Raw genomic sequence first — 26950 nt, 5'->3', positions numbered from 1 at the left:
AAAGATTTGATCGTCATATCTGTAGCGCCACCGCCACGCCTGGAAATCGGTTCTCCAGGCAGAGCGTGCGGCCAGCTTTCGCCTGACTCCGGTATTTGTCCACGCAATCACTCTTTTATAGTTTTCACACCCAGAGGTGAACACATGAAGACCCTGTCGTTTTGCGTTGCAACTCTCTTTATCAGCATCAGCACCTGCCCCGTCGTGGCGCAGGAGCTTGAATCCTGCGGAGACATACTCAGATATGCGTCGAGGGATGTCAGACACGATGTCTCATTTTCGGACCAAAGAAAATACTACTATAAGAATGTTTGTACCTCATCGAATACCGGCTTGGGCATTGACTATAAGGATGCGACGTCTGCACTCGGACTTTCCTACACGTCAAAGGATGCCTATTGTAAAGGTGAACAGTCATTCGATACCAATACAAGCTATAGCCAGGCTGATTCAAGCCTAGTTGTGCGCAACTCGCTGGATGCATACGTTGCATGCCGAGCACTCAGTACCAAAGGTGTGGCCACTTCAGTGTCCATGCCTACAAATGATTCGCCTACCGTCTTTTCGATAAGCGTGCAGCGAAAAAGCGCAGCGCCCCAATCAGTTGAATCGCTCGCGATTGATCCAGCTGCCGTCTCCTGCAATGCTCAGACCAATGGGGAGATACAGACGCTGAATAAGGAATTTAATGTGATTGGATTTCAACTCCCGCAAAGTGAGGCACAGTGGTCTCTCATCTGCTCGAGAAAGCCATTCATTGATCCCGCCACTGCTAATCGGACCTATGCTCCCGTGCAGCTTATCCTGACCACTTCCTCCGGGGCCCTGCCAATTTCCTTGCCACAAATTGGATACGCCGCAGGTGCATGGGCATCCGAATTACGAAGCGATGCAATGAACCTGTCAAAGAAAGTCACTTTGGTGGAAGCCACGCTAGCCGGTCAAAAGATCATCGCTCAATGCAGTGGGGACGGATGGCTTCCTGTGGCTGCCGCACCGGTTTGCCCGGCTGGCTTCAAGGACAGCGGCCAATTCAGTCACTCGGCGCCTGGAGGCAAACACGGATTTGGAGGAAACTGCCGCATTTGCCTAGGAAGTCAGTAAAGCGTCCAGCAATGGACTTTGGCAAATCTGCACGTAAGCTGACCACAGATACCGCTGATCTTTCCTCCATTTAAACTGGCGGTGTTTTGCTCTGATCTAATCATTCCCGATGCCCGCATGCGCAGCCAGCCATGATCTGACGGAATGCCGCAGGTTTCAGGGTTTCGCAAGCAACTGGGCGGCAGGCGCCCTATTCCTCCCTATGGGGGAAGTCGAAAACGCCTGCGGATTGCCAGCCTTAGAACTTCAGCTGCAGCCCCAGATCAATCGACCTGCCCTCTGCAGGCAAGGCTTGCAGCGCCCCGCCGTTCGTTTTCAATCCCGACAGGTACACGCCGCCCAGCGGGTCCGCGTAGGCGCGGTTGAACAGGTTGCTCACGCCCGCGCTCAGGCTGGCCATCTTGCCCAGCGCCACGCTGCTGCGCAGGTTGACGAGCGCATAACCGCCCGTCTCGGGTTCGAAGCGGCGCGCGTCGACCTTCTCCTTGCGCGCCACGATCTTGGTCTCGATGCGGTTGCTCCAGGCGCCCAGCTTGTGCTCGACGGCCAGCAAGGCGTTGAACGGCATCATGCGGTACAAGTCGCCGCCATCGCTGCGCTTGCCCCGCGTGTATGCGGCGTTGCCGCTGGCCATGAAACTGCCCCAGCGCGTGCTGCTGGCCAGGGGCAGCTGCCATGCCACATTGGCGCCGTACAGTTTGGCGTCGTGGTTGGCAAAGCGCAGCAAATTACCGTTCGCGCCCATTTTCATATACGGGTGGAAAGATGCCAGCACGTCGACGTCGATGTAATTGTCGACCTTGCTGTAGTACGGGTTGACGCGCACGAACCAGCCCTCCTCGCCGCCGCCATGCCAGTCGGCCGTGAACGCCGCCGTGTAAGCCGTCTCGGGCTTGAGGTCGATACTGCCCACATAGCCATTGCCATCGCCAAACCAGTTGGTCATGGTCATCGCCATCGAGCCGCGGCCCCACGAGTAGCGCTCGTACAGGTTGGGTGAGCGCACCTTGCGCGCCAGTGCGAATTCATAGCTGCTGGCCGCATCGGGCGTGAAGGTGGCCTGGGCGGAGGCATCGATATTCGTGTCGCGCTGGCTGCGGCTGCGCGCATTGAACGCCCTGGCTGCCATCACGTCCGGCATGTTCATCATGTTGGTGCCGTACGATTGCACGTCGCCCGTGTCCATGCGCACGGATTCGCCGCGCAAGCCCAGCACGCTCGTCCAGCGCGCATCCTGGCCATGGCGCGTCTCCAGCTCGCCAAACAGCACGGTGCGGTCGCGCTTGCCGTCGTTGATGTTCAGATAGGTGCGCGGCCCCATCATCATGGAACCGGGCACGGCTGGCCAATAGTCGTCGAGGCGAAAACCGTGCCACTCCTGGCCCAGGCGCAACTCGCCCGCAGCGGTCGGCAAGCGGGCCATCAGCGCATAGCCCGTGTTGCGTCCATGCGTAATCATCGGCATCGTGCCCGTGCGCTCCGGCGTGAAAAAGCCCATTTCGTGGTCCGTCTGCTGCCAGTAGGCACGCGCGTCCAGCACGCCCCAGGCAAATGTGCCCTGGTAAGCCAGGTTGGCGAACTGGCCATGGTTATCCGTCATGTCCATGTACTGGTTGGGAAAACCCTGGTACGGGATGTGCTGCACGCCGGCGCGCAGGGTCAGTTGCTGGCCATCGCGTTTCGCCGCCAGCACGATGGACTGGTTGATGCTTTCAACCATGCTGGCCAGCACGGTGTTGCCATGCCCATCTTCATAGCTGTGGCCGCGCGTGTAGGCGCCGCTGTAGCCGATGCTGAGCATATCATTGGCTGCCGAGGCGTTCACGCTGGTCGCCACGCTGTTGTTGACGCTGCGGCCGGACACGGCAAAGCTGCCTTGCGTGAGCAGCCCTGCGCCGGGCTGGGCGAACACGGGGGCGTTTGACTGCACCTCGATGGTGCCGCCGATGCTGTCGCCGCCCGCGCTGACGGGCGTCACGCCGGCAATCAGCTTGATGCGCTGCACCTGCTGCGGGTCGATATAGGACAGCGGCGCATTCATGTGGTTGGCGCAGGCCGACGTCAGTTCCATGCCGTCGATGCGAATCTTGATGCGATCATCGGCGAAACCATTGACGACTGGCAAGCCGGACACGCCGCCGCCGGCCGCCACGCTGTAACCGGGTGTGCTGCTGAGCATCAGCGCCGTGTCGGCCGCGGGACGGTAGCCTTCCTTGACGCCCGCGACGATGACTTTCATCTCGGGCAAGACCTCTTCAGTGCGGGTTTGCGCCACGGCGGGCATGGCGATGGCGAGGGAAATCAATAACGGTAAATGTTTCATGGTGCTGCTTTCAGATTCTGTATAGGTAAAACGAACAGACGCAAGCGCACGACACGCGCGGCGCAAGGCAGTTCAGGGAAAGGGACAGATCAGAAAGCGGCAGGCGGCCCGCGGGGCTGGACGGGTGTCCAGGCGAACAGGGGTGTGGCGGATTGGTAGAACAGCAGGGGCAGCAAGCCCGTGAGGATTTCTCCGGAGGCGAGCACCAGGGTCGTGGGGGGAATATCGAGGGTGGCCGCATGCATGCTGCAGCACGGGCAGTCGCCCATGCGCATGCCGCCCTTGGAGGTATCGGGCGCGTCCGTGGAGAATGCCGCGGGCAGCATGTTCATGCCGCCCGCCACCGAGCAGATTTCCAGGCTGGGCACGGCCAGGCCGCTGGCGACCGTCAGCGCGCGCGACACCGTAGGGGCGAGCGTGGCCAGGAAGATGGCGATACACGCGATCCACAGGACGATGCTTGCCTTGCCTTTGCTGATGAACATGGCAACATTGTATCAGGGCAAGCACCCTGCGCACAGGGTCCAGGTCAAGCCTTCCCTACCAATCCACTTTCATCGACAGCTTGATGGCGCGCGGCGCGCCGGACGCCAGGCGCGTGCCGGCACCGGCCCAGTAGCGCTTGTCGGCCGCATTTTCCACGTTGAGCTGCCACACGACGGCCTTGTCCATCACGCGGCTCGCATAGCGGGCGCCCGCGCTGAACAGGCTCACGCCGCCGAGGAAAGCCTGGTTCAGGTCGTTGACGGGACGGGCGCTGTAGTAATACGCGCCGCCGTTGACGGATAAGCCCAGCACGGCGTCAAACGCGTAAGCCAAAAAGGCGCTGGCCGTGCGTTTCGATGCGTTTTCCGGCGCCTTGCCGTTGTAGTCGGCGTTGATGTGCGCAAAGCTTGGGTCGAGGAACTGGGCTGACGTCTGCCACGACAGCTGGCGCGTCAGCTTGCCCTGGGTCGACAGCTCCAGGCCACGGTAGCGCTGTTCGCCATCGGACGTGAACACATTGCTGGCGTTGGTGTAGTAGCCGGGGCGCGTGATGTCGAACAACGCGGCGGAGAGCAAGGTGCCGCTTGGGGTCATCCAGCGCGCGCCCAGCTCTTTCTGTTTGCTGACTCCGGGCGCCATCTTGACGCCCTGGTTGGCGGCGCCCGTCGGCCCCGTCTCCCCCTCCTCCAGCCCGCGCGCCGTGGACACGTAAAATGACAGCTCTGGCGTGGCCTTGTAGATCACTGACGCCATCGGCGTCGTCTTGCTGACGTCGTAGTGGCTGGCGCCCTGGTCGCTTTGATAACTGCTGCGGCGCACGCCGATGACGCTTTGCCATTGCGGGCTGAAGACCATGCGGTCAAGCGCGTACAAGCCCGTGTCGCGCGTGTCGAGCGCGGCCGTCGTGGGCGCCGTCGGCTTGGGGCCGAACACGACATTCGTCACGGGCACGGGGTTGTACAGATTTTGCGAGGCAATCGTGTAATTGCTCTGGTAAATCGGATCTTGCGACTTGTCCGTGCGCGAGGCGCCCAGGGTCAGTTCATGGGCGATAAAACCCGTATTGAAATTGCCAGCCAGTTCCGCGCGCAGCAGGTCCGACGCCGTCACGCTGTGCTGGATATTGCCCGTGATGCGGCCCGCACCCGTGGCCAGCGCGGCCGCGTTGTTCAGGCGGAAGATGGCCAGGCGGCGGTCGCGCGCCGTTTCCGAGTGGCCCGCTTCCACCGTCAAGGCCCAGCCATCCGCGATGGCGTAATCGGCGCGCAATTGCGCGTTTTTCGTCTGCGCCTCGAAATGTGACCAGTCGGGGCCGATCAGCTTGCGCGGATCGACGGCACGGGGCAAGCTGATCACGCCTTTCACGGCCGTGGGCAAGGCCACGCCCGCCTGCTCCGTCACCCTGCGGCGCTCGTATTCCAGGTCCGCCTTCAGCAGCAATTTGTTCGTTACTCTCCAGTCGAGCGCCGTGGAAAGGAAACGGCGGTTGCCGTTGCCGACATGGTCCAGCCAGGAACCCAGGGTGCCGCCGGCCGCGTTGATGCGCACACCGATCTCCTGCTGCGCGCCGAAGCGGCGGCCCACGTCGACATGCGCCACGGCACTGCCGCGGTCGTCGAGGCTCAGGCCCATGCTCGTGACGGGCTGGCTGCCGGCCCGCTTGGTGACGAAGTTGACGACGCCAGCCGGCGAGGTAAACCCGTAATACAGGGCCGAGGCGCCCTTCAGCACTTCCACCCGCTCCTTGTTCTCCATGGGCACTTGCGAAAAGTTCATGATGGGCATGGAACCGTTCAGGCGGTAATTCGTGCGGTTTTCCACGGCGATGCCGCGTATCACCAATTGATCCCAGGTCTCGCCGCCATTTTGCTGGCGCGTCACCCCCGCCGTATTGCGCACGGCGTCGTACAGGCCGGACACGGCTTGCTGCTCCAGCAACTCGCGCGTGATCACGTTGACGGTCGATGGCACGTCCATGATGCTGGCGCCACGAAAGCTGCCCGCCTCCGTGGTGAGCGGCACCAGGCCCTGCGCGCGGGCGCCCGTCACCTGCACCGCTTGCATGACTTTCTCATCGCCAGCCGTCAGGTCGTCCTGGCCGCTGGCCCCATTGGCCGCCAACGCGGCATGGGAAGCGAAGGCCAGCGACAGGGCTGCGGCGACTGGAAGTAAACGGGTGCGTGGAAAAGCGACAGGCATGACATCGGGCTTTCAATGAGAAAATATGTACAAATGGAAACTTACGGTTAGTGCTCATGATACCGGTAATAGGAATCATTATCAATAAAAGGTGAGTTTGTGTGAGTTTTACAGAAGAAACAAGATCACTGGAGCACCTGTTATCACTTGAACACGTTTGGATTTTGCAGACGAGGCCGCAAAGAGGCATACTGACAGTCACGGCGCGCAGATTGCGCCGCCTAACAAGAATATTAAAGGTAAGTTCGTGAACACAATCGACAACAAAAGCGTGCAGACGAAAACATTTCGCTGGAAACGCTGGCAGCGCTGGGCCGTCGGCACAGGCTGCGCCCTGGCCGCCTACAGCGCGGCCGGCTTCTGGCTGGTGCCCTACGTCATCAAAAACCAGTTACCCAAATTTGCCGAGAAAGAACTCGCGCGCCAGGCCAGCATCGCTGACGTGCGCTTCAACCCGTTTACCTTGCGACTGGAAGCGGACCAGATCGCTTTCAAGGAAGCGCCCGGCGCGGATGGCAAGAGCGGCGCGCCGCTGCTGTCCATCGGCGCCCTGGCCGTGCAGCTGGAATGGAAATCCATCGTGCGCCGCGCCTGGAGCCTGGCGGAAATCCGCATCACGGCGCCGCAAGCGCAGCTGACGATCACGCCGGACGGCAAGTTCAACCTGGCCGAAGTGCTGGCCACCTGGCAACGCAACCATCCGGAAAAGAGCGACGGCGGCATGCCGCGCCTCGTCATCGCCCACTTTGCCCTGGAACAAGGCAAAGTAGACTGGCAAGACCAGAAGGCGGGGTATGCGGACAACTTTACGCCGATCAACTTTACACTCGATAATATCTCGACCCTGCCCGACGCCAACGGCAGCTACAGCCTCAGCGCCGATGCGGCGCGCGGCGGCAAGCTGCACTGGCGCGGCACGGCCTCGCTGAGCCCCATCCGTGGCGAAGGCGAGCTGATACTGAACGACGCTTCCCTGCCCGGCCTGGCCGCGTATTTGAAAGCCTATACGCGCGCCACAGTCACGAGCGGCCAATTGTCGGCGCGCCTGCCCTACGCTTTTTCCTATGCGGACGGCAAGCTGGAAGCGACCGTCAAAGGCGCGGGCCTGGCCTTGCGCGACCTGGCGCTGGTGCAAGATGGCAAGGGCGCGCCATTCACATCGCTGGATACCCTGGGCATCGCCGGCGTGAACGTGGACCTGGCGCGCCAGAACGTCACGGTGGATAAAATCAATCTGTACGGCGGCAAGGTGGCCGTGCGGCGCGACAGCAAGGGCGAGATCGACGTGGCGAACCTGATGCTGCCGGGCAATCCCGCGCCCGCCGCCACCGCGCCAGCCGCACCAGCCAAGCCTGGCAAATGGAAGGTGGATTTAAAACAGCTGGCGCTGGCCAATGTGGACGTGTCCGCCATCGATGAAACCGTCTCGCCAGCCTTGCAGCTGAGCGCCAGGCAGCTGCAGCTGAACTTGCAGCTGGCCTTGCAACAAGGTCCAGCGGGCATGGCCACCGTGATCGACGGCGCGAGCTTCAGCCTGGCGGACCTCGCCATGCAGCGGGGCGCGCAAACACCGTTCAAGCTGGCCCAATTGGGCTTTACAGAGGGCAAGATCGACCTGGCGGCACATACCGTGCACTTGGGCGCCGTGACGGCCAGCGGCGCGCAGATCGACCTGGCGCGCAACCGCCAGGGCGAATTTGCGATTGCGCAAAAGCTGCCCGTGTTTGCCTCCGGCAAAGCCGACGCAGACAAGGAAACCCCGTCCGCGCCCTGGTCCACCAAGGTGGACAAGGTGGAACTGAGCAAGTTCGGCGCCCGTTTCGACGATGCGGGCACTGGCATCAAGGGCAACCTGCAGGATGCCAGATTGTCCCTGCACAACGTCAGCAACGACATGCAGCAGGCGCTGCCTTTCGAGCTGGGCGTGGGCCTGCGCGAAGGCGGCGTGCTCACGGCCAATGGCAAGTTCGTGCCGGGCACTGGCGCCGTCGATGCGCAATTGAATTTGAAACAGCTGACCCTGGCACCTGTGCAACCGTTGCTGGCGCAGCATGTGAAACTGAAGCTGGCGGGCGGATCGCTCTCCGGCAGCGGCCGCCTGACGACGGGCGGCGGCGTGCCGAAAGCGCCGAAAGTACGCTATGTGGGCGGCGTGGATATCGCAGGCCTGGTGCTCAATGAAACGGATGGCAAGCGCTTTGCCTCGTGGAAGAGCGTGCGCGCCGACAAGCTGACGGCCAGCGTGGGGCCCGATTTTGTCGACATCCCCGAACTGCGCGTGGTGGAACCGAACGCCCAGCTGATCATCGAAAACGACCGCAGCCTGAACGCGCAGCGCCTGCTGGTCAAGGCGCCGGAACCAGCCACTGCACCCGCCCCGGCTCCTGCCACCGCCACGCCGGCAGCGGACGCCGCCTTCCCCGTGCGCGTGCGCCGCGTGCGCCTGCAAAACGCCAAGCTGGACTTTGCCGACCTCAGCTTGCGGCCCCAGTTCGCCGCGAAGATATATGAATTGAATGGCGTCGTCACGGGCCTGTCGACGAAACGCGATGCGCGCAGCCAGATCGAACTTGACGGCCGCATCGACGAATTCGGCCTGGCCCGCGTGCGTGGCCAACTCAATCCGTTTGCGCCCACCGACAATACGGACTTGAACGTGGTCTTCAAGAATGTCGATATGGTGTCCGCCTCGCCGTACACGATGAAGTTTGCCGGCTACAAGGTGGCTGAAGGCAAGATTTCGCTGGACTTGCAATACAAGGTGCGCAACCGCCAGCTCGACGGCACCAACCAGATCGTGCTCGACAAGCTGACCCTGGGCGAGCGCATCGACAGTCCGGACGCATTGAAACTGCCTTTGGAACTGGCGCTGGCCATCCTCAAGGATTCGGACGGACGCATCGACCTGGGTTTGCCCGTGTCGGGCGACATGAACGACCCGCAATTCAGCTATGGCGCCCTGATCTGGAAAGCCGTGGGCAATGTGCTGACGAAAATCGTCACGGCGCCGTTCCGCGCGCTGGGCAATTTGCTGGGCATCAGTGCCGACAAGCTCGAAGCCATCGACTTCGATGCGGGCAGCGCCGTGCTGCTGCCGCCGGAACGGGAAAAACTCAAGCAGGTGGCGCAGATCCTGGCCAAGCGCGAACAGCTGAAGCTGGCCGTACCCGGTCAGTACAGCGACACGGACGCGGCCGCCCTGCGCGCCCAGGCCGTGCGCCGCGCCGTCGCCGCCAAGGCCGGCATCAAGCTGGAAGCGGGCGAGGAACCGGGACCGCTGAACCTGGGCGAGCGCAAGATACGGGGCGCCCTGCGCGACCTGTACGCGGAACGCTTCGGCAAGGCTGAGCTGGACAAGCAGAAAAAGGCGGCGGAATCGGCCGTACCAGCCACAGCGGCCGCAGCGGCGGCATCCGCCAGCGCCTCCGCCCCGGCGGCGGCCAAGATCCCCGTCTTCCAACGCCTGGGCAAACTGATCGAAGGAGAGCCGCAAGTGGCCGATACGAGCGCCTTCTACAACGGCTTGCGCGAGCAGCTGGAAGCCAAGCAGCCCCTGCCTGCCGACGCCTTGAGCAAGCTGGGCACCCAGCGCAGCGCGGCCATCCTGGCAGCCCTGCAGCAGGACGGCACGCCGGCGGCCAGGGTCAGCGCGGGCGCACCGGAAAAAACGGAGGCCGCGCCGGGCAAGCTGGTGGGCTTGAAGCTGGGATTGGCGGCGCAATAAAAGAGGCGTTGTCCGCAACAAGCTTGCGGACAACGCCTTTCACCAGAAAACAACTTTATTTGAATTTATTTCTTGGGCAAGAATTTTTGCAGATCGAATGTGCCTACATCAAATTCAAATACAGGCGATCCTTCCTGATACATTTCCGCTGCAATGCGCAGTCTTTTTGCTTTTTGCAATTCCTTGAAAAATTTATCTCCATCGCGAAAATGGATCGTTGTCGTGCTTTGATCAGATGAGCCAACGGCCTTGTAATAACCCGGCGGACTGTCGTCGAATCTCACCTGTACCAGGCAATCCTGATAGGATTGGCACAATATCTGGCCCTTCTTGATCGAGAACATTACACTCTTCTTCGGCCGACTATCACTCATCAGCATCAGACTGGCGGTCTGCACACCGTTATACGGAAAAGCAAAATCGACAGTATTACTACTATGCACATTGGCAAAGTAGACCATATCGCCGCTCATTTTATCTTCGTTGGTGAAGTAATACCATGGACTTTCCGGCTTGACTTCCGCAACAGCGGCAACAGGGCTGCTATTTGCCGCAGCCTGCGTATTGGCATCAGGTGCTTTGGGAGAACAGGCGATCAAGGAAAGGAGAATTGCTGTTATTGCGGAAAGTCGTATCTTTGTCATTGAAATGATTCACACATTATTTGAAGTGAAATACCGAGTTGCAGTCTAACAAATGGCATTCCCACAAGCAACATGCAAATATAAAAACCGGCAGCGTCAATTAATCCCGGAACCGCTCGTCAATACAATGTGCGGCACCGTCAATTGACAGTGCCGCACCGGACTTGCTTACTTCCCTTTCCCGCCCTCCTTCACCACCTCGTCCGGCAAGGCAAACGCCACCAGGCTATCGCCCATCTTCGTGCCGAGCGAACCGTGGCCGCCGGCCATGACGACGACATATTGCTTGCCCGTCTTGTCGGAGACATAGCTCATCGGCGTGGCCTGGCCACCGGCCGGCAGGCGGGCTTTCCACACGGTCTTGCCGTTGCGCATGTCGTAGCCGCGGATGTAGTAGTCGAGCGTGCTGCTGAGGAAAGCCACGCCGCCGCCCGTGGTGCTGATGCCGCCCAGGCTGGGCACGCCCAGCGGCAAGGCGATGGGGACTGGGGCGCTGTCGCGCGTGGTGCCGTTCTTGTGCATCCACACTTTTTTCATGGTGCGCAAGTCAACGGCGGCGATATAGCCCCACGGCGGCGCCTGGCACGGGAAGCCCAGCGGCGACAGGAAGGGCTTGATTTCCACGGCGAATGGCACGCCCGTCTGCGGCTGCAAGCCCATTTCCGACCCCGTGCCGCCCTTCGCATTGGCTTGCGCGCGCGGCACCAGGCGTTCCAGGAAGCCCATGTAGTCGGGATTCACCAGCAGCAATTGACGCACGGGATCGACAGCCGCCCCACCCCACTCGAAGATGCCGAGCGGGCCCGGCGAGATGATGGCGCCCTTGATCTTGCCTTCGGCCACCGTCTGCGGCGTGAACGGGCCTTCGTAGCGGTGCTGGCGGAAGATGATGCGGCACGCCAGCTGGTCGAATGGCGTCGTGCCCCACATATCCGTTTCGCTGATGTTTTTCTCGGGCAAGAAAGTGAGGGCCGAGAATGGCTGCGTGGGCGACAGGGTGTCGCCGGCAGCTGGATTGCTCGTCGGCACGGGTTTTTCCGGCGCCGGCACGACCAGGCTGCCGTCGCGGCGGTCGATCACATAGATGTCGCCCCGTTTTGTCGTGGCCACCACGGACGGTACTTTCCCTTTCGGCGTGTCGATATCGACCAGGGTGGGCTGGCCGCCGATGTCCATGTCCCAGATATCGTGGTGCACGGTCTGGTAGACCCAGCGTACCTTGCCCGTCGCCAGATCCAGCGCGACGATGGCGCTATTGTATTTCTCGCCATGGGGATTGCGGTTGCCGCCCCAGGTATCGGGCGTTTCATTGCCCATCGGAATATAGACCATGCCCAGCTTTTCATCGACGCTGGACACGCCCCAGGAATTGGGCGAGTTGTTCGTGTAGGTCTTGCCATCGGCAATCGGCGCCGTGTCGTCCGGGTTCGAGGCATCCCAGTTCCACATCAGCTTGCCGGTGACGGGATCGTAGCCACGGATCACGCCCGACGGCTCTTCCGTGGAAAAGTTGTCGGTGACGCTGGCGGCCATCACCACCACGTTCTGCGCCACGGCCGGCGGCGACGTCGGCATCAAAAAGCCCCGCTTCTTCATGCCCATGCCATGGTACAGGCCGATCACGCCGTTTTCGCCAAAGCTCTTGCACGCTTCGCCCGTATCGGCATTCACGGCGATCAGGGTCGCATCCATGGTGGGCGCCAGGATGCGGCGCGGGCATTCCATGGTGGCAGCTTCGGGTGCCGGGTCGCCCTTGGCGCGGCCCGCGTTGACGTCCCAATAGGCCACGCCACGGCAGATCATGTGCTGGTAGCTGGACGCGTCGCGGTTGATCTTCGGATCGTGGCGCCAGATCTCCTTGCCCGTGTCCGGGTCCAGCGCGATGACGATGTTGTGCGGCGTGCACAGGTACAGCATGCCGTTCACTTTCAGGGGCGTGACTTCGTTGGCGATCTCGCCCGGATCGTTCGGTCCCTTGAAGTCGCCCGTGTTGTACACCCACGCCTGTTTCAGCTGCGCCGCGTTGGCCGGCGTGATCTGCGCGGCCGGCGCATAGCGGTCGCCATAGCCTGAGCGGCCATATGCGGCCCAGTCGTTGGGCGCCACGCCGGGCGCGAAATCGCCTTGCGGCGTGGCGGCCATGTTCTCGGCCGGCACTTCGCCGTGCAGGGTGTAGTAATCCTGGAACAGCGAGAACACGCCTACGGCAGCCGTCAGCACCACGGCGGCGGCCAGCGCGCTCTTGCCCGCGTCGCGCGGTTTCGCCCCGGCCGTCAAGGGCGGATCGAGGCGGCGGTCGATGAACGGCAGCAGCAGCCAGACGGCGGCAGCGAACCAGATATCGAGGCGCGGCAGCAATTGCCACCAATCGAACTTCACTTCGATCACGGACCAGATCAGGGTGGCGAACAGCAGCAGCGCGAGAAACAGCTGGGCGCTGCGCCGTCCCTTCCACACGAGCGCACCCGCGATGAGCATGCCAATACCGGCCACGACGTAATACCAGGAACCACCGAGGCTGACGAGCCAGGCGCCGCCGCCGGCAAGCGCCAGGCCCAGCACGATGAAGATGACTGCGGTGATGATAAGCAAGGGTCCAGGCCGGGCAGAGGCAGTCATGATGCTCCTTTACAAGAGTCAGTCGGCGGCACGCGCCTGCGCACCGTATTTGATGGCGATCAAGGAAATTGCATTTTTTCATTAATTGGCAAAGCGTGCCACACGCCACAGCGTCCGATGCATGCCGTGTGGCTTTTTATACACGAGCTGAGCATCCAGCCCGCCACAACCATATGATTTTTGATGAAAAAAATGAATAAACTAAATAAACAACAAATTTCTCGAATAAAACGATTTTTTATCGTAAAATGAAAACATCCAAGCCAAGCATTTCAGGTCAGTCATCACGCAGGATCACTTGCATAGACCGCACTGGAGCACTGCCATGAACGCATTCCTTGCCATTCACCCCTTCCTTCGCTGCGAAGACCTGTCGCTGATGCGTCCGGCGCTGGCGCTGGCAGGCCTGCTGTTGCTGCTGGCCGCCCTGCTCTGGCGCCGCACCCGCTGGCACCAGGCTGGCCGCGCGCCGGGCGCTGGCGGCACGCCGGCCGATCTGCATGCGCTGCTGCAAACGCGCAAGGCGGCGGCGCCGGCCAAAGTGGGTGACAGCGCACCGCCGCCGCAAGCACCCAAGGCGCCGGATACGCCGCCATTCGAGGCAGCCCGCCTGGACGCCATGTTCGGCCACGACCGGCGCCTGCAGGGCGAGATTCTGGCACTGTTCGTGGCCGAGTCGCGCGACCGTCTGGCCGGCATCGCCCATGCACTGCGCTGCGAGCGGACGGCCCCGGCAAGAGTGCTGGCGCAGGAAATTCTCGACGGCAGCCACGCCATGGGCTTGCTGCCCTTGCAGGCGCTGGCGCGCCAGGCCGTGCATGCGGGTTTTTCCAACGATATCGGCGCGCTGCGCCGCCTGCACGCGGAACTGCTGGTGGCGCTCGATGCGCTGTCGCAAGCCGTCACGGCCCTGCAAACGGCGGACGTGGCGCGGGCCGATGACTGCAGCGGCATAGCAAGCCGGCCATGAGCGTGCGTCAGGAGCCGGTGCGCGACATGCAAGGTTTTTAGTGAATTCATCTAATTCGTTAAAATTGATTTCTTCAGCGCGATTGCGTATCATTCCCTTTAACTTCATCCGCGACCATAGAACCCATCATGCACACTGCAGACGTTTGCACTACCCAAAAGGCCGCCGAAATCCTCGGCATCTCGGTCACATCGGTGCAGCAACTGGTCGAGGCCGGCGTTATCGAAGCCTGGAAGACCAAGGGCGGCCACCGGCGCATTCCCCTCGCGGCTGTCGAGGCTTACAAGGGCAATCCCGGCCAGCCGGGCCAGGACCAGCGCGCGGCGCGGGCCAGCCGCCCCGTCCCATCGGGCCGCCCGCCCTCGATTTTGGTGATCGAAGACAATCCCATCGAACGCGCGCTGTATGAAAAGCAGATCGGCGCATGGGGCTTGCAGGCAAGCTTGCGCTTTTGCGAGAACGGCTACCAGGCGCTGATGGAAATTGCCCGCGACCAGCCCGATATCCTGCTGGCCGACATCATCATGGAAGGCATCGACGGCTACGAGGTGATCCGCACCATCCTGGCCGACCCGCTGCTGGCGGACATGCACATCGCCATGCTGTCGAGCCTGACGCCGGAGGAACTGGAAGAACGGGGCGGCGTACCACCCGGCGTGGTGTTCTTTGCCAAGCCCGTCAATTACGACGAACTGCGCGGCTATCTGCGCGCCTGCTGCGCCGGCCATGCGCGGCGCAATAGCCTGGCCGCCTAGCCCGCCACCGCCTCCCCTCTCGTCCCGGAGCCGCCATGCCAGCCTATCGCCACATCGATCCTGCCGTGCTGTTCCAGGCCACCGGCCGCGACCTGGAGATGTTCCGCGCCCTGTCGCAGACCTACCTCGATACGTCGCCAGCCATGTTTGCGCGCGTGGAGCAGGCCGTGCGCGGCGGCGCGGCGCAAGCCATCGTGCATAGCTGCCATACCTTGCGCGGCACCGTGGTCCTGCTGGGCGCCAGTACCCTGGTGGCGCGGCTCGCGGAACTGGAGCACCTGGTGCGCCACCGGGGCGTGGCGGCGCCGGGCTGGCTCGCTGAAACGGCAGCGCTGGTCGGCGCAGTGGAGCAGGAGGTACGCCGCAGCATGCTTGAATACACGGGCGCGCAGGCATGAACGCGCGCCAGGCCCTCCTGCGTCTGGCGCACCGCTACCGGCCACGCACCACGGCGGCCGTCGCGGGCCTGGTGCTGGTGGGCCTGCTGGCGCTGAGCATCGTCGTCTCCGGCGTGCTGCTGCACCACGAAGCCGTCGATGACTGGAAACAGGACCTGTCCAAGCTGTCGCTGCTGCTGGCGGAAAACACGGCGCAGAGCATGACGGCGGCCAGCCTGGTGCTCGACAGCGTCAGCAACGAAATCGAAGCCGCCGCCCCCGTGGATGCGCAAGCGCTGGCCGCGGCCGCCGGCACGCCGGCCATGCACCAGATGCTGTTGCACAAGATCGGCGGCGTGCCGCAAGTGGATGTGGTGTCCATCGTCGGCAGCGATGCCAGCGTGCTGGCCTTCAGCCGCGCCTTTCCCGCGCCTCCCATCCGCCTCGACGAGCGCGACTACTTCGAGTATCACCGGCGCCATCCGGACGGCGGCATGCATGTCAGCGCGCCCGTGCAAAACAAGGGCAATGGCGCCTGGACCTTCTATATCAGCCGGCGCATCAGCGGGCCGGACGGCCGCTTCCTGGGCGTGGTGCTGGTCGGCCTGTCGTGCGACTTCTTCAGCAAATTCTTCCACAGCACCAGCATCGGCGAACACACGGCCTTTTCCCTATACCGCAGCGACTACACGCTGCTGGCCCGCTGGCCGGCCGTGCCCGCCATGATGGGCAAGCGCAACCTGACGGGCAGCACCTATCGCCTGCTAGAACAGGGCAAGACCGATGGCGTGCTGCAAGTGGACTCGCCGCGCGTGGCCGACCAGGGACGCGCGGTCAACCGCCTGGCCGGCATACGGCTGGTACGCGACTATCCGCTGGCCATCAACGTGACGGTGACGGACGAGGTCTACCTAGCGGGCTGGCGGCGCATGCTGCGCACCATGGGCGGCGCGGCCGTGGTCAGCCTGCTCGTGCTGGCCGCGGCCATCGCCCTGATCATGTCCCTGCTGCGACGCCAGGAGCGCGACGCGGCCATGGCGCCGGCGCTGCAAACGGGCGCGGAAGCGGCGAATGCCGCCAAGCCGCCGGCGCCCGAGACAGCGCCGCCATCCGCATCCGAATCTGCGCCGGCGCCGGCACCGGGCGCGCGCATCCTGCTGGTCGAGGATACGGCGCTGAACCGCCAGCTGGTATGCCTGCAGCTGGGCACCTGCGGCTACGCCATCGACACGGCGGAGAACGGCGCGCTGGGCCTGCAGGCGCTGGCCGAACAGCAGTACGACCTGGTCCTGATGGATGGCATGATGCCCGTCATGGACGGCTACCAGGCGTGCCAGGCCCTGCGCGCCCGCGAAGCGGCCAGCGGCGCGCCACGCCTGCCCGTCATCGCCCTCACGGCCGGCGTCACCGGAGACGACCGGCAGCGCTGCGTGGCGGCCGGCATGGACGATTATCTGGCCAAGCCCTTCACGGCCGCCCAGCTGCGCGCAATGGTCGAGCGCTGGCTGGCGCGCTAGCCGGCGGCTGCCGCCTGGCGGCAAATTGGCCACACTATCACCTGCGTAGTCATGCGTAAAAGTTGTTCTCCGTGCATATCAGGTATAGCATCGCCACATGAGCTATCACACAGATGCGGCGGCGTTGTGCAGGCGACTGATCGAATGGCTGTTCTTGCTCCTCGGGCTGCTGATCGTCGCTGCCGCCCTCGCCTACGCGCACCTGGCCGAGGCGGCGCGGCACGATGCGGCCGAGCGTGAACGGCTGAGCGTGCTGACAGCGCTGCTGGCAAAAAATATCGAAGTCGACCTGGCGGCGACGAATCAGGTGCTCGACGGCGTGATCCGTGATTATCTTGCCGCCGGCGCCGCACCCGACGCCGGGCAAGCCCTGCCACGGCGCCTGGCCGCGCTGGTCGACGCCATGCCGGGCGTGCGCACCATGCTGGTCATCGATGCCAGCGGCAAGCCGGTCGCCACCAACATCCCGGAGCTGGCCGGCCAGGATTTTTCGCGCCGCGGCTACTTCCAGACGGCGCGCGACGCGCCCGATGCGCGCATGCTGTACATCTCGGCCCCTTTCCTGTCCTTCAGGCGGGACCTGGTCATCACGGCGTCGCGCATGGTGCAGGACCGGCAAGGCCGCTTTGCCGGCGTCGTGGTGGCCACCTTCGACCGCGAATACTTCACGGCCAAGTTCCGCACCGCCATGTATGCGGCCGATGTCTGGGCCGTGGTGGTGCATGGCGACGGCCGGCAATTCCTGAACTATCCGGCCAAAAGCGCCAATGGCGGCAATGTGGACCTGCCCGGCAGCTTCCTGCGGCGCTTCCGCGACAGCGGCTACCAGGCGGGCGTGCTGAGCGGCGTCGAGATTGCCGGGACCGGTGCCTCCGCCGCCCCCCGCGTCATGGCCATGGCGACCATCGCCCCGCCTGAGCTGCACATGGACCGCGCCCTGATCATCGGCCTGAGCCGCGAAGAAGCGGCCATCGCCGCCCCGCTGCGGCGGCAGGCGCTGGGCTACACCCTCTGCTTTGCCATGCTGGCCCTGGCCGCGGCCAGCCTGCTGTTCTGGAGCCAGCGGCGGCGGCGGCAGCAAGCCGCCTGGCAGGTGGAGCAGGAAAGGGAACGCCAGGCCATGCAAGCCGTGTCCGACAGCGAAACGCGCTTTCGCACCTTGATCGAAGATGCGCCCGTGGCGATCGCCATCCTGCGCCATGGGCGCTTCGTGTATTCCAATCCCCGCTACCGCCACCTGCACGGCTACGCGCTCGAGGATGACCTGAGCGGCCTGCCCTGGCGCGCCATGCTCACGCCCGCCTCGCAAGTGGCGCTGGCAAGCAACGAGGCGCTGATCGAGGCCGATTCGGCCAGCGAACAGATGTTTGAAGCCGTCGGCGTGGACAAGCAGGGCCGGCCCGTGCCCATCCTCAAGACCAGCACGCGCGTGATGCTCAAGGATGGGCCGGCCACGTTGATCTTTGCCCAGGATATTTCCGCGCAAAAGCAGGCCGAGGCGGCCATGCTGCTGGCGCGCGATGGCGCCGAGGCGGCCAACCGCAGCAAGGCGGAATTCCTCGCCAACATGAGCCATGAAATCCGCTCGCCGCTCAACGCCATCCTCGGCATGGCCTGGCTGCTGGAAAGGGGCAGCCAGGATGAAGAAGGGCTGCTGATGACGCGCAAGATCCGCGCCGCCGGCCAGTCGCTGCTGGGCATCATCAACGACGTGCTGGACGTCTCGAAAATCGAGGCGGGCCACATGACCATCGAGCAGGCGCCGTTCCGCCTGGCCGAAGTGATCGAGAAGATTGCCGCCAGCATGGGCGTGGCCGCGCATGACAAGCCGGTTGAGGTGCGGATCGGGCCGCTGCCCGATGGCATCGACCACGTGCTGGGCGACGCGCTGCGGCTGGAACAGGTGCTGGTCAACCTGACCAGCAATGCCATCAAGTTCACCGCGCAAGGCACGGTCGAGCTGACGAGTGCGCTGGAGAGCCGGGACGGCGACGCCGCCGTGCTGCTCTTTTGCGTGCGCGACACGGGCATCGGCATCGCCCCCGAAGTGCAGGAAGCGATCTTTTCCGCCTTCGCCCAGGCCGACACGTCCACCACGCGCCGCTTCGGCGGCACGGGCCTGGGCCTGACCATCTGCCGCCAGCTGGTGCGCCTGATGGGCGGCGCCCTGCACCTGAAAAGCGCATTGGGCCAGGGCAGCGCATTCAGTTTCACGGTGCCGCTGCAACTGCTGCCCGCCGGCGCCCTGTCCTCGCCCGACATGCAGGGCATGCAGGACCTGCGCGTCTTGCTGGCCGATGGCAACGCCGGCACGCGCGAAGCGGTGGGCGCCGTGGCGCGCGGCCTGGGCTGGCACGTGCATGCCGTGTCCGGCGGCCAGGCGGCACTCGATTATGCGCTGGCCTGCGCCGGGGATGCGCGGCCCGGCGTGGTGCTGCTGGCCGCGCGCATGCAGGGGCTCGATGGCGAAGCCACGGCGCGCGCGCTGCGCGAATACTTGCCGCCGCAGGACTGCCCCGTCGTCATCCTGGCAGCCAGCGGCGCGCCGGCGACAGCGCCCGCGCGACGGTGCACCGACCCGGCCAATGCCGCCGATGCCATCCTCAACGAACCGGTGACCGCTTCCAGCCTGTACAACGCGACGGTGGAAGCGCGCCAGCAGCGCGCCAGGGCCGCCGGCCTGGACGCCAGCCTTGCTCCGCTGGAAGAGCGCCAGCTGGCCGGCGTGCGCGTGCTGGTGGTCGACGACAGCGAGATCAACCGCGACGTGGTCAAGCATATCCTGTGCGACCAGGGGGCCGCGCCCTCATTCGCCTGCGATGGCCGGCAGGCGCTGGACTGGCTGCTGGCGCACCCCGCCGACGTCGACATCGTGCTGATGGATGTGCAGATGCCCGTCATGGATGGCTTGCAGGCGACGCGCGCGCTGCGCCAGCTGCCGCAATTCCAGGACCTGCCCATAGTCGCACTGACGGCTGGGGCGTTCCAGACACAGCGCGCGGCGGCGCTGGAAGCGGGCGTGAACCATTTCATCAGCAAACCGTTCGACGTGCCGCAGACCATAGACCTGATCGCGCGCGCGCACCGGCGCCATGCGCAAGGGCTGCCGTCCCTGCCGCCGTCCATGGCCGAAATGGCGATGCCCGTGCCGCCAAACGGCGCGGCGCCCGCGATCGACCTGGCGCAGGGGATGGCGCAGTGGCCCGATGCAGCGCCCTACCGCCAGCACCTGTCGCGCTTTGGCAGCACTTATCGCAACACGGTGGACGCCATGCGCGCCCTGCTGGCGGCCAATGCCCGCAGCGACGCCGCCGCGCTGGCGCACAAGCTGGCGGGCGTGGCCGGCAGCCTGGCCCTGCCTGCCACCCTGCATGCGGCCCAGCATGCGGAACAGCTGCTGCACGCCGGCGACGATGCCGCCGCCGCCCTCGATGCACTGGAACAGGCGCTGGCGCAGGCCATCGAGGCCGCCGCCGCCTTCACGGCACAGACGCCGCCGCCCGAGCAAGTGGCCATACCATAAACGCAATTTGGCGGGGCATGCAGTGACAAAATTGGCAATATAAAAGTGAGGGAGACGACATGATCTGGTGCAGGGATTTGCTGCTGAGAACCTTGATGCTGGGCCTGCTGCTATTCGTCGTGGGCGAATCGCTGTCCTACTGGACGCCGGAAATCAGGAAACTGCTGGTCTGGCGCCCTTCCTGATACCAGCCTAGCCTTCGCGGCCATCCACCCTGGCGCGCCACAGGTACGGCGCATACACGCACGCATACAGGCCAAAGGCCAGCGACCAGCAAGCGCCGGCCGCCAGCAGCAGCGGCATGGAGAGCGAAACGGGACCGACGGCGGCCAGCAGGCGCGCCAGCGCGCCCAGCTGGATCAGCCAGTACATCGCCGCTTCCGCCCTGCCGCCTTTCAACGGGCGGCCCGTGTGGCCTAGGGTGGTGCGCGTCATCATGCCGATGATCAGGCCCGCCATCGACCCCACCGTCAGCGCGTGAAACGCGGCGCTGGCCGGCAGCAGGTGCAGGCTGGCCAGCGCCAGCAGCGCGAAGCCGATGCCTATCCACGCATACGACAGGTGCAGGATCCACAGCAGCGGCACGCGCAAGGTGCGCTGTGGCTGCCATGCCAGCAGGTTGGCCAGCGACACGCCGGCGGCACAGAGGGCCAGCAGCGCCGTCAGCCAGGACGGCGCACCAGCCAGCCACGCGATCGCAGCCGCCGCCATGCAGGCCACGGCGATCAAGGCCCGCTGCGGGCTGGCCACGGGCGTACTGCCTGGCGCCCCATTGCGGGTGAACATGGGAATGACGCGCGCGCCGATCACCGATTCGATCAGCACGATGATGAAGATGGCCGCCTGCACGGGCACAAACAGCGACAGCGGCAGCCAGCCCAGCACGGACGCGTGGAACAGGCCATTGGCCAGCGCCAGCAAGGCCAGCAAGCCGACGAGGAACAGGTTGCGCGTATTGCCCGAGCGGCGCAGCACCCGATACAGGGGCCATGCGGCCAGCGGCAGGAACAGCCAGTCGACCAGCGCTGGCAGCAGGCCGGGGCCGCACAGCATGGCCACGCGCCCCGCCAGCCACAACGCCGCCAGCGCCATCAGCTGGGCGCCGTGCGGCGTGGGCAAGCCCGTCCAGTTGCGCCCCGCCGTGTAGAGGAAACCAACGACGACGGCCAGCGCGAAGCCGAACACCATTTCATGCATATGCCAGCCCAGCCCCACGTGCAGGCCGCCCGCAAGCACGCCGAAATAGCTGGCCAGCCACAGGGGAATGCTGATGGCCGCAAACACGGCCGCCAGCAGGTAGAACGGGCGGAAACCCAGTTGCCAGACGGCGTGGCCGGCATGCCAGGGCGCCGCGCCAGGGGCGGCGGCAGAAGGAGAAGGTTCGCTGATCGGGGTGATGGCCATGATGGGCTCGCTTTTAAAGATATATTCAATATACTACTTTAAAAGCACAAGGACGGCTATCGGCAAAAAGAACTAGCGAAATAGATGGCAGTGGGCCTGGGTCCGACCCGGCGGGCCAGACCCTTCTACCGGGCTACTTGCCCTGGCGGTGTTCGACCGCATACACGGCCGCCTGCACGCGGCTGGTGAGGTTGAGTTTTTTCAGCACGTTCTGCACGTGGATCTTGACCGTGCTTTCGGCCAGGTCGAGGGTGCGGGCGATGCCCTTGTTGCTCTCGCCGCGCGACAGGCAGTCGATGATTTCCTTTTCGCGCGGCGTGAGCTTGTCGAGTTCCGACACGGGTTCCTCGCGCCGCGTGCCCGCCTGCAGCTGCGCCACCAGCTTGCCCGTCATGGCTTCGGCGATGACGACTTCGCCGGCGGCCGCGCGGCGGATGGCACGCACCAGGTAGTCGGCGTCGATATTCTTGATCAGATAACCGCAGGCGCCCGCGCGCAGGGCCGTCGCCAGGTCTTCCGCGTCTTCCGACACGGTCAGCATGACGATGGCCGTGTCGGGACAGTCGTGCTGCATCAGTTGCAGCGCTTCGACGCCGGACATGCCGGCCATGTTCAGGTCCAGCAGCACCACGTCGGGCTGCAGCTGGATGGCGCGCTTGATGCCTTCCACGCCATCGGCCGCCTCGCCCACGACGGAAAAATCCGTATGCCGCTGCAGCAGCGAGCGTATGCCGCTGCGGAACAGCGCGTGGTCGTCCACCAGCATGACGGTGATCGGTTTATCGGGAGTCTCCATTTTTTGTACTTTCAGGTAGTTACTTAGGCGGCGCGGCGCTGTTCGCGCGACAGGTGCAGTTCGACGGTCGTGCCGCCGCCGGGACAGGCATGCACGTCGAACGTGGCGTCGATGCGCTGTGCGCGCTCGCGCATGATATGGATGCCGACATGGCTGTCGCCCTTTTCCAGCACGGCGGCGGCATCGAAGCCGACGCCATTATCGCTGATCGTCAAGGTAAAGTCCTGGTGATCGGCGAGGCGCACCTCGACGTGGCTGGCCTGGGCGTGCTTGCGGATGTTCGACAGCGCTTCCTGCACGATGAATAATAACTGCAATTGCTGCTCGCGGGGGAATGGCGCGCCGTCGACGTCGGCCAGCAGATCGGCCTCGATGCCCGTCTGGCGGCGGAATTTGTCCACCGCCGCGCGCAGGGAGCCGATCAGGTCATCCTCCATCAGGCGGCTGCGGAAGTTCGCCAGCAGCTCGCGCACGTCCTCGTAGCTTTCCTTCACGCCCGCATGCAGGGCCGGCACGATGCCCGCCACCTCGTCGAAACGGGCGTTGCGCACGGAGTCGTCGAGCATCTGCACTTGCAGGTTGAGGAAATTGAGGCTTTGCGCGATGCTGTCGTGCAGGCCTTGCGCCACCAGGTTGCGCTCTTCGGAAATGGCCATTTCGCGCTCGCGCGCGGCCAGGCGCAGGTTTTCCAGCGCGATGCCCAGCAGCTGGCCCAGGGTTTCCAGCAAGGCCAGCTCGCGCGCGGAAAACACGCGCGCATGGCGGAAATGCAGGTTGAAAAAGCCCAGGTGCTGTTCGTGCGCGTGGATATGGAAGACGGAGACGGTGGCAAAGCCTTCGCGGTGGCAGCGCAGCTCGTGCGCCTTGTCGATGCGGCGCATGTCGTGCACCTTCGCCACCTTCATCTCGACGGCCGTGCCGCACAGGCAGTCGCCCACCTTCAGGCAATGCTCGGACGCCACCAGCTCCTCGGACAGGCCCGTGTGCACCACCATGTGCAGGTTGCCCCGCTCGGCGTCGAGCACGCGCACGGTGGAGCCGTCGGCTTCGAAATAGTCGACGATGCGCTGCATGAAGCCGCCGCAAATGTCTTCCAGGGGCTGCGGGCGCTGCAAAAAGGCGGCGCTTTCGTACAGCAGCGCCAGTTCGCGGTTGCGGTATTCGAGGGTGGCCGTCTTGCTGCGCACGCCCTCTTCCAGGTTGCCGTACAGCGCCTGCAGGCGGTCGGCCATCTGGTTGAAGCCACTGGCCAGCTGGCCGAATTCGTCATTGCTTTCCACTGCCAGGCGCACGCTGAAATCGCGCTCCTTCATGCGCTGCATGCCAAGGCGCAGCCGCGTCACCGGTTCGATGATCAGCATGAACATCAGGTAGATCATGCTGACCGTGCCGATGACGGCCATGCCGACGAGGATCAGCTGCGAGGCGCGCAGCCAGAAGGTGCGCTGTTCGCTATCGTGTTCGATCAGGCGCACCAATTGGTCGACCTGCCCCACGAAGGTATCGGCGTCATGCTCGAACTGGCGCGCGCGCGCGACGGAATCGGCGGCCAGCGCGGCCGGACGCAAGGCGCCGCGCCAGGCAACGCCGATGCGCTCGAATTCCGACTTGATGGCCGTGCTGGGCGGCAGGAACAAGGGGCGCTGCGGGTCGCCGTGGCCGATCTTGGCCAGGGTCTCGTCGATCAGCATCGCTTGCTGGCGCGCCTGTTCGCGGGCATCGCTGGCAAGCAGCAGGGTCAGGCGGTAGGTCTGCATGCGCAGCCGGCCCGTCTCGTTGATGGCGGCCGAACTGCCTTCCAGCTGCCACGACAGGAACAGGGTGCAACCGATGGCGCTCAGGGCCAGCACCAGCATGAGCAGCAGCGCGCCGACGATCTTGGTCGACAGCTTCTGCCAGGAGGAAAACATCGCCTTGAATTTCATACCGCCCTTGAATGTAAATGCAAACTGCCTCAGCCGCCCGTCTGTGCCATGAACCGGATGATTTTATCGGGCTGCGTATTGAAATCATGCTGCTGCGGCTTGAGTTCGATGGCGGCGCGGATCGCCGCTTCGATCTCCGCATCCGTGGCCCCGCCGCGCAGCATGGGGCCGAAGGCGAATTTCTCTTCCTGGCCCAGGCACAGGTACAGGGTACCATCGACGGACAGGCGCACGCGGTTGCAGGTGGCGCAAAAATGCTGCGACATGGGCGTGATGAAGCCGATGCTCGAGCGCCCGTCGGCTGTCGCCATGTAGCGCGCCGGCCCGCCACCGAGCTCCATCGCCTGCGGCACCAGGCCAAAGCGGGCCGCCAGGCGCTCGCGCACGGGGCCAAGGGGCATGTAGCAGGCATTGCGGCCCGTGCTGCCCATGGGCATGGCTTCGATCAGGCGCAGGATGAACTGCTGCTCGATGCAGAACGCCGCCATGGCCTCGATCTGGCCGTCATTGACGCCGCGCATGGCCACCATATTGATCTTGATCGGGTCGAAACCGGCCGCCTTGCCCGCCATCAGGCCATCCAGAATCGGTTGCAGGCTGTCGCGTCCCGTGATCTGCTGCATGCAGGCGCGGTCCAGCGAATCCAGGCTGACGTTGATGCGGTCCACGCCCGCCGCGCGCAAGGCCACGGCGTGCTTGCCCAGTTGGGTGGCATTCGTCGACAGCGACAGGTCCTGCAGGCCAGGCAGCGCCGTCAGCCGCTGCGCCAGTTCGGGCAGGTTGCGCCGCAACAGGGGCTCGCCGCCCGTCAGGCGCACGCGGCGCGTGCCGAGGCGAACGAAGATGCCCAGCAGGCGCTCGATCTCGTCGAATGTCAGCCAGTCCTTCGGTTCCTCGAAGCCGCGAAAGCCCTTGGGCATGCAGTAACTGCAGCGCAAATCGCAACGGTCGGTAACGGACAGCCGCACATAATCGATCGAACGGCCAAAACGGTCCTGCAACTTGACGCTACCCATGACGCTACTCCTGTTTCTTTCTTGATTGTAAAGGCTGGGGCACGATCTGGCTGTGCCCCAGAAGGCCTAGCGGCCTACGCCTTTCGGACTACGCCTTTCAGCCTACTGAACCAGCGGACTGGCTGTGCCTTCCAGCTCGACGCCGGCGATCTCTGCGCGGCCCACCAGCAAGTGCAGGTACTGGTGCACGGCGCGCTGCCACGCGGCGCGCGACAGGCGGTCGGCGATCTGCGCCTGCACCGCCTCATAGGCGATGGCCTGGCCTTCGACCCGGCGCAGCACTTGCACGATGTGGTAGCCGAAGCGCGTTTCCAGCAAATGGCCGGCCAGCGCGCCCTCTTCCAGGCGGAACAGCAGCGCGTCGAATTCCGGCACGCTCTGGCCCGGCGACAGCTGGCCCAGGTTGCCCCCCAGGGCGCCGGACGGGCAGTTCGAATACTGCGCCGCCAGTTCGCCGAAGCGCTCGGGCGCCAGTTTCAAGGCATCGAGCACGGCTTGCGCCGTCGTGCGCAGCAGCTCCAGCGGCGCCTCGGGCGTCACCTGGAACAGGATGTGGCGCGCCTCGACCAGCGCCCCGCTGCTGAACAGCTGCGGGCGCTGCGCATAAAAGGTGCGGCAAGCCGCATCGTCGGCGGGCGGCACGCGCACTTCCTGCGCAAACAACGCTTCGATGCGGTCGTCAGTACTGCCACCCTGCACGCCGAGGCGTTCGGCTTCGTCGAGCAGGAGCCGGCGCAGCACCAGTTCATGCACGGCCTGTTTCAGCGGATTGCCGGCGCCGTCGTGATGCGGCAGCTCCTGCGCGATGTCGGCATCGTCGATATCGATGCCATTGACGGAGATTCCCATGATGTAGCTCCTTTCTTAGCGGCGGCGCACCAGTTGATAGGCGCGGCCCAGATATCCAATGGCGCCAAAGCCGCTCCACACGTGCACCAGGCGGGTGAACGGGAAGATGACGAACAGCGACATGCCCATGAACAGGTGCAGCTTGAACACCAGCGGCGCATCGACGATGAAGCTGGCCGCGTCGCCGCGGAAGGTCACGATGTGCTGCGCCCAGTTCATCAGCAAGACCATCATGTGGCCATCCATGTGCGAAGCCGAGACGAAGATCGACGACAGGCCCAGCAGCAAGGTCAGCAAGATCCACACCATCACCAGCTTGTCGCCAGCCGTGGTGACGGCGCGCAGCCGTTCATTGCCGAAGCGGCGCGCCAGCAGGATCAGGATGCCGACCAGGCACAGGCCGCCCATCACGCCGCCGGCCGCCATGGCCACGCCCTGCTTCAGGCTATGCGACACGCCCAGGGTATCCCATACCCAGACGGGGGTCAGCAAGCCGGCCGCATGGCCGAACAGCAGGCCGATGATGCCGATGTGGAACAGGATATTGCCGAGGCGCAGGCTGCCGCGGTGCAGCAGCTGGCTGGAATCGGACTTCCACGTATATTGCTCGCGGTCGAAACGGATCAGGCTACCCAGGAAAAAGATGGCCAGCGCGATGTATGGATAAATGCCATACACAAATTGATGCAAGTAATTACTCATGATGTACTCTCCTCATG

Annotated in this window: 19 protein-coding genes; 8 read left to right on the top strand and 11 right to left on the bottom strand. The window is 64.2% G+C overall.

Annotated elements, in window-relative coordinates; translation table 11 throughout:
• The first annotated feature begins 144 nt into the window (after window positions 1–144).
• Window positions 145–1104, top strand: a complete 960-nt coding sequence (locus CSQ91_RS28525; protein WP_143450954.1) for a hypothetical protein — start codon at window positions 145–147, stop codon at window positions 1102–1104.
• Between the two features lie 238 nt (window positions 1105–1342).
• On the opposite strand, the gene CSQ91_RS05500 is transcribed toward CSQ91_RS28525, so the two are convergent.
• The 3 genes from CSQ91_RS05500 to CSQ91_RS05490 form a co-directional block, all read right to left on the bottom strand.
• Window positions 1343–3427 (bottom strand): TonB-dependent receptor, encoded by a 2085-nt coding sequence (locus CSQ91_RS05500; protein ID WP_099387615.1) that lies wholly within the window; start codon window positions 3425–3427, stop codon window positions 1343–1345.
• Between the two features lie 89 nt (window positions 3428–3516).
• The gene (locus tag CSQ91_RS05495) at window positions 3517–3912 is read right to left on the bottom strand and encodes a DUF2946 domain-containing protein (RefSeq protein ID WP_099387614.1); all 396 of its coding nucleotides are present in this window, start codon (window positions 3910–3912) and stop codon (window positions 3517–3519) included.
• A gap of 55 nt (window positions 3913–3967) precedes the next feature.
• Window positions 3968–6112, bottom strand: coding sequence for a TonB-dependent siderophore receptor (locus CSQ91_RS05490; RefSeq protein ID WP_099387613.1), 2145 nt, complete (start codon window positions 6110–6112; stop codon window positions 3968–3970).
• 247 nt (window positions 6113–6359) lie between these two features.
• Between CSQ91_RS05490 and CSQ91_RS05485 the strand changes: the two genes are divergently transcribed.
• Window positions 6360–9836, top strand: a complete 3477-nt coding sequence (locus CSQ91_RS05485; protein WP_257217230.1) for a DUF748 domain-containing protein — start codon at window positions 6360–6362, stop codon at window positions 9834–9836.
• A gap of 65 nt (window positions 9837–9901) precedes the next feature.
• On the opposite strand, the gene CSQ91_RS05480 is transcribed toward CSQ91_RS05485, so the two are convergent.
• Both CSQ91_RS05480 and CSQ91_RS05475 read right to left on the bottom strand, forming a co-directional pair.
• Window positions 9902–10480: a hypothetical protein gene (locus CSQ91_RS05480; RefSeq protein ID WP_143450953.1), complete on the bottom strand. Its 579-nt coding sequence runs from the start codon at window positions 10478–10480 to the stop codon at window positions 9902–9904.
• A 168-nt stretch (window positions 10481–10648) separates the two neighbouring features.
• Window positions 10649–13072, bottom strand: coding sequence for a membrane-bound PQQ-dependent dehydrogenase, glucose/quinate/shikimate family (locus CSQ91_RS05475; protein WP_306508489.1), 2424 nt, complete (start codon window positions 13070–13072; stop codon window positions 10649–10651).
• Between the two features lie 352 nt (window positions 13073–13424).
• On the opposite strand from CSQ91_RS05475, the gene CSQ91_RS05470 reads away from it, so the two are divergent.
• The 6 genes from CSQ91_RS05470 to CSQ91_RS29125 all read left to right on the top strand — a co-directional run bounded on the left by CSQ91_RS05470 (window position 13425) and on the right by CSQ91_RS29125 (window position 20426).
• Window positions 13425–14069 (top strand): hypothetical protein, encoded by a 645-nt coding sequence (locus CSQ91_RS05470; protein ID WP_099387610.1) that lies wholly within the window; start codon window positions 13425–13427, stop codon window positions 14067–14069.
• A gap of 128 nt (window positions 14070–14197) precedes the next feature.
• Window positions 14198–14824: a response regulator gene (locus CSQ91_RS05465; RefSeq protein WP_070279451.1), complete on the top strand. Its 627-nt coding sequence runs from the start codon at window positions 14198–14200 to the stop codon at window positions 14822–14824.
• Window positions 14825–14859: 35 nt separating this feature from the next.
• Window positions 14860–15222, top strand: coding sequence for an Hpt domain-containing protein (locus tag CSQ91_RS05460; RefSeq protein ID WP_052140072.1), 363 nt, complete (start codon window positions 14860–14862; stop codon window positions 15220–15222).
• Window positions 15219–16718, top strand: coding sequence for a response regulator (locus tag CSQ91_RS05455; RefSeq protein WP_099387609.1), 1500 nt, complete (start codon window positions 15219–15221; stop codon window positions 16716–16718). The genes CSQ91_RS05460 and CSQ91_RS05455 overlap by 4 nt, the downstream gene beginning before the upstream one ends.
• A gap of 97 nt (window positions 16719–16815) precedes the next feature.
• Window positions 16816–20241, top strand: a complete 3426-nt coding sequence (locus CSQ91_RS05450) for a response regulator (RefSeq protein ID WP_099387608.1) — start codon at window positions 16816–16818, stop codon at window positions 20239–20241.
• Window positions 20242–20300: 59 nt separating this feature from the next.
• A complete protein-coding gene (locus tag CSQ91_RS29125) occupies window positions 20301–20426 on the top strand; it encodes a hypothetical protein (protein WP_257217229.1) in 126 nt (41 codons plus the stop codon).
• Between the two features lie 7 nt (window positions 20427–20433).
• Here CSQ91_RS29125 and CSQ91_RS05445 read toward each other — a convergent pair whose 3' ends face one another.
• The 6 genes from CSQ91_RS05445 to narI form a co-directional block, all read right to left on the bottom strand.
• Window positions 20434–21645 carry an NnrS family protein gene (locus CSQ91_RS05445; RefSeq protein ID WP_099387607.1) on the bottom strand — a complete coding sequence of 404 codons (1212 nt, stop codon included), beginning with the start codon at window positions 21643–21645 and terminating at the stop codon, window positions 20434–20436.
• A gap of 133 nt (window positions 21646–21778) precedes the next feature.
• Window positions 21779–22441 carry a response regulator gene (locus CSQ91_RS05440; protein ID WP_034781594.1) on the bottom strand — a complete coding sequence of 221 codons (663 nt, stop codon included), beginning with the start codon at window positions 22439–22441 and terminating at the stop codon, window positions 21779–21781.
• 23 nt (window positions 22442–22464) lie between these two features.
• Complete coding sequence (locus CSQ91_RS05435) at window positions 22465–24351, bottom strand: type IV pili methyl-accepting chemotaxis transducer N-terminal domain-containing protein (protein WP_306508486.1); 1887 nt, start codon at window positions 24349–24351, stop codon at window positions 22465–22467.
• 44 nt (window positions 24352–24395) lie between these two features.
• Window positions 24396–25382, bottom strand: coding sequence for a GTP 3',8-cyclase MoaA (gene moaA, locus CSQ91_RS05430; RefSeq protein ID WP_099387605.1), 987 nt, complete (start codon window positions 25380–25382; stop codon window positions 24396–24398).
• Window positions 25383–25484: 102 nt separating this feature from the next.
• Window positions 25485–26231 carry a peptidylprolyl isomerase gene (locus CSQ91_RS05425; RefSeq protein ID WP_034781603.1) on the bottom strand — a complete coding sequence of 249 codons (747 nt, stop codon included), beginning with the start codon at window positions 26229–26231 and terminating at the stop codon, window positions 25485–25487.
• A gap of 15 nt (window positions 26232–26246) precedes the next feature.
• Entirely contained in the window at window positions 26247–26933 is a 687-nt protein-coding gene (gene narI, locus CSQ91_RS05420; protein WP_070256335.1) for a respiratory nitrate reductase subunit gamma, read from the bottom strand.
• Window positions 26934–26950 lie beyond the last annotated feature (17 nt).

The organism is Janthinobacterium sp. BJB301 (genome assembly GCF_002735685.1).
Taxonomy (GTDB): Bacteria; Pseudomonadota; Gammaproteobacteria; order Burkholderiales; family Burkholderiaceae_D; genus Janthinobacterium; species Janthinobacterium lividum.
This window is presented reverse-complemented; position numbering and strand designations above follow the sequence as displayed.